Genomic DNA, 3561 nt, shown 5'->3' with positions numbered 1-3561 from the left:
AAGGTTAAGTAAGTTGGGTATGCAACGCAATGCAGCACCTATTTCTGCTATGACCGGTTTCAATGAGATCGCTGAAAGGGTAACTGCAATTCCGGTTTGATCACCGCGGGTGCACGGTCAGTTGTGCTTGGCGGCGGCCGCAGCGAGTGCAAGAGAGCGCGCGGCGGAACCTATCATTACCGGCCACTACATAGTCAGGCCCAAGGCGTTCAATAAGATTGCCCAAGTCCAGCCACTCAGTACGTCGGCACCATTGGCAGTTTGCAGACAGCCGGTAACGATTGTCTTTTATCTCCTGCAATGTGGTGATCGAGATCTGTTTCATTTGTTCAATCTCGGGTATTGCGTTCGTGCATCCAGGCGATTTTTTAGATTTAACTATGAAAATCGACTTGCCAGAATTTTATCGACCGACCTTCATTATCCATCGCTTATTAATTGCAACTTGGGGGCAAGTGCTTTGAACGTTTCACAAATTGTTAATCTCACAGGCGCAATCGCAGACAGGGCTCGCAATAATTGGCACCGCTGTTGCAGCTACGCAGTACATTGGAGACCTCAAACACAAGGTCGAAGCTTCACAAACCGAAGTCGCACAACTAGAGGGTCGCGTCGAGCAACTGCAGGTCCTTCTCCAGAAGGTTCAGAATGTAACTTCTACTGGCCTCAAGGGTTCCGAAGGAGACCCCGGCCCTCAAGGTCCACGCGGCGAACAAGGACCACAGGGACCTGCAGGCCCGCAAGGAGATATCGGTCCACAAGGGGCGCCTGGCACAGCATCCGTGAGCCGAGCAGAGATTACCGAGTTGGTGAAGAGCATTGTCGATGAGAAACTAGGAAAGCAATCTGCTTCGCCAATTCAAAATAGCCCAGTTTCTACAACCGCTGCCAAACTCTTTGAACTTGATGAATGCATAGACGTTATTTCTGTTGAATCCGAAAAATCTTTTGCTTTCCGGGTAGGTATGGAATTTTGCGCCGCAGACGGTAGACTTCTTTCTACGCTCTACCAAATCACATCGAGCAGACTTGCTTTCAACATTCCCGGAAAAGGCAGTTACTACTGCAATATGAATAGAACATGCCACCTTCCTTGGAATAACAGTTTAGAATACTACATTGAACAAATAAAAAGCGATGGCACGGAGAGAGTTGCATTAATTAGATTCCAAACATGATCCTGGAATCGACCTCCTAGAGAAGGATGCACTCTCAGATCAGCAGAAACAAAAAGGACCGCTTTGCGCGATCCTCTAAAATCAGATATCTAGCCGGGAGTTGGTCCCCACCAACGTGACGCATGGTCCATGTCAAACGACCCGGCGCATGTCTCAGAAAGATGCCTTGAAGTAGCGACCCAGCATCGGGCGCAGTTCTTCAAGGTATCTCTATGGGGCTGCTTTTAGGTGCATTCTGTGAAGCCTGTCCAGCTAGGCCGCTTGCCTAGAATTGCTTCCTAGGATCAGCTTTTCAGATAGCTTTTTCAGAACAACGCGGTTGCGTTTGATCACAGTTGAGCGCTCCCACCCATATTTTTTGCAAACCTGGGTGAATTTGCCCCCGCCAGCCTTGCACATGACCTCGTATTGAAGCGCCCGGCGTGCGTCTGGATCATCGATCAGCGCGAACCACGTCAACGCCTCTTCTGCCCTAGCTATCTCGTAAGGGCTGCAGATCCGCGACCGACGGACTTTGCGGATCATATTCGGGTCAGGCCATGCTGCCCAATTCGTGCGTGGTCCGATCGCCCCCTTTCCAATGATCGCGATGACTTCTACGGCCTCGACCAGCCGCGTTAGTATCGTTTCCGGTGTCATGCGTGGTCTCTCCATTTTCACAATGACCGCATCGAAACAAAGCCAGATTATTGTTGGCTTGTACAAGTTCGGCTGTTGAAAACGAGGAGACAAGCAGGCTCATGGCCCACTAATCGCGCGACCCGCCGAAACCAGATTTGCAGTAATGACCTAGTGACCACCCTGCATGCCCCTGGAAGATTATGATTACTGGAGAAGCTGCAGGCAGAACAAGAGAATGTAAGCAAGAATAAAACCTGCTCCAAAATTCCCATTAGAACTATCCGCCCAATTCAACGAAAGAACAATATACAAATAAAATAATGACGTAGGAACTGTAACTATTGCTATAAAATTATTTGCAACATGAACCTCATCAACACGATCAAAAAAAGCAGCCACAAAAGAAATACAGAACACTCCCAAACAAATATAAGGAAAATATAATAAAAAAGTCTCCATATATCTTTCTCTTCGCTATTTTCAGTGGTAACGACGCTAGACACAAGCATGTCCGGACTTCAACAACGCCATTCAATTGGAAGTTAGCTTGGCTCTTGGAATATTGGTCTTGCTATTCCGGCATCCGAATCCGGTGCAGCATTTCGGACAGAAAAGACCCCGTGTCCCTTGGCCTTTTCGGCAAACTGAGAATTTCGATTTGCTTTGAAATAACGCCGTCTTTTCCGAAGTGATACACTTCTGCTGCCCTCGCTAATATCATTAGGGAGCGTGACAAGTCGGGAATTGACTTGCCTGAACCAATGTTGGAGTACTTTATCGACAGGTTCATGAAGAACATTCGACTTGGGAGACTTCCGCACCTTGCGGATAAAAAAATCAATCTCCGCCTCGTCAATTATCACCTTAAATACGTCTGGATACTTTACTCGAATAAATTCCATCTCATGATTTATGTCTCTAATTGCTTGAGCAAGCCCTGACATCTAGTCCCCCATTATTTAATGCAACGCCCCGATTTAAAATAATGTTTTCCTGAGTACTTTTCCCACGCACAGGCAAATCCTAGCGCAACCAGTTCCCCTGCGATATCCCTCCCGTTAACAAAGCACTGTGCAACGAAGCGCGCACCAGATTTCTTGCGTGATCGTCCGTCGCATGGCGTCCCCTCGCCCACAGTTCGACAATGCACGGTATTCCCCGCAACCAATCGCTTTGTGAATTGCGTTGCCTCCCGGTATCCAGGCTGGCCACGTTCCGGCGTATCCACTCCACAAAGACGGATTTTGATCAGCGGCCGGCTAAGCTGAAACGTGTCGCCATCAATCACTCTAGATACGGTGCTATTCCATTCCTCCGCTGATGCTTGAAAAGAGAGAAGACAAATAAGCATCGCGAGTATCGTTCTATTCATTCTGCGAAAATTCCATTCTTGAGCGTTAAGGATACGCCGCAATAAGAGTTGCGGTCAACCTAAAATACACGCAACCTCTCATTGAGTTGGGAGGTTGCAATGTCTATTCGCTTTTTTCTTGCTCTTTTGGTTGTTGGCGCTTCAATCACGCCAACGCAATCTCAATCAGGTTGCCACCCGAGCTACGACCCATGTGTGCCCATAGCAAGCGACGTTGACTGTGCGGGAGGTCGCGGAAATGGCCCGGTTTATGTAAGGGGGCCAATCCGCGTTATTGGGCCTGACGTCTACCGCCTAGATCGGGATGGAGACGGTATCGCTTGCGAAAGGGGTTAGACCGTCAGGCCGCCTTTTCGTTCGCCCCTTCCGCAACAAGTCGCTCCAAATTAT

5 protein-coding genes are annotated in these 3561 nt (G+C 48.6%); 2 read left to right on the top strand and 3 right to left on the bottom strand.

The window, feature by feature from the left end; all coding sequences use genetic code 11:
• Window positions 1-476 precede the first annotated feature (476 nt).
• On the top strand, window positions 477-1178 hold the full coding sequence (locus ACXACQ_RS06335; RefSeq protein ID WP_474975095.1) for a collagen-like triple helix repeat-containing protein: 702 nt from the start codon (window positions 477-479) through the stop codon (window positions 1176-1178).
• A 252-nt stretch (window positions 1179-1430) separates the two neighbouring features.
• Here ACXACQ_RS06335 and ACXACQ_RS06330 read toward each other — a convergent pair whose 3' ends face one another.
• The 3 genes from ACXACQ_RS06330 to ACXACQ_RS06320 all read right to left on the bottom strand — a co-directional run bounded on the left by ACXACQ_RS06330 (window position 1431) and on the right by ACXACQ_RS06320 (window position 3150).
• On the bottom strand, window positions 1431-1883 hold the full coding sequence (locus tag ACXACQ_RS06330; RefSeq protein WP_474975094.1) for a hypothetical protein: 453 nt from the start codon (window positions 1881-1883) through the stop codon (window positions 1431-1433).
• 458 nt (window positions 1884-2341) lie between these two features.
• The gene (locus ACXACQ_RS06325; protein ID WP_474975093.1) at window positions 2342-2743 is read right to left on the bottom strand and encodes a hypothetical protein; all 402 of its coding nucleotides are present in this window, start codon (window positions 2741-2743) and stop codon (window positions 2342-2344) included.
• An 11-nt stretch (window positions 2744-2754) separates the two neighbouring features.
• Entirely contained in the window at window positions 2755-3150 is a 396-nt protein-coding gene (locus ACXACQ_RS06320; RefSeq protein WP_474975097.1) for a thermonuclease family protein, read from the bottom strand.
• 120 nt (window positions 3151-3270) lie between these two features.
• Here ACXACQ_RS06320 and ACXACQ_RS06315 point away from each other — a divergent pair, with 120 nt between their 5' ends.
• A complete protein-coding gene (locus ACXACQ_RS06315) occupies window positions 3271-3507 on the top strand; it encodes an excalibur calcium-binding domain-containing protein (protein WP_474975092.1) in 237 nt (78 codons plus the stop codon).
• Window positions 3508-3561 lie beyond the last annotated feature (54 nt).

This window comes from Fulvivirga sp. AWR4_260, from assembly GCF_056158185.1.
Note: the sequence above shows the minus strand (reverse complement) of the source record. Positions and strands in the feature narration are given on the sequence as shown.

Coding starts and splice junctions, on each gene's coding strand:
- ACXACQ_RS06320 (WP_474975097.1), bottom strand. CDS start 3,150: ATGCTTATTTGTCTTCTCTCTTTTCAAGCATCAGCGGAGGAATGGAAT.
- ACXACQ_RS06325 (WP_474975093.1), bottom strand. CDS start 2,743: ATGTCAGGGCTTGCTCAAGCAATTAGAGACATAAATCATGAGATGGAA.
- ACXACQ_RS06315 (WP_474975092.1), top strand. CDS start 3,271: ATGTCTATTCGCTTTTTTCTTGCTCTTTTGGTTGTTGGCGCTTCAATC.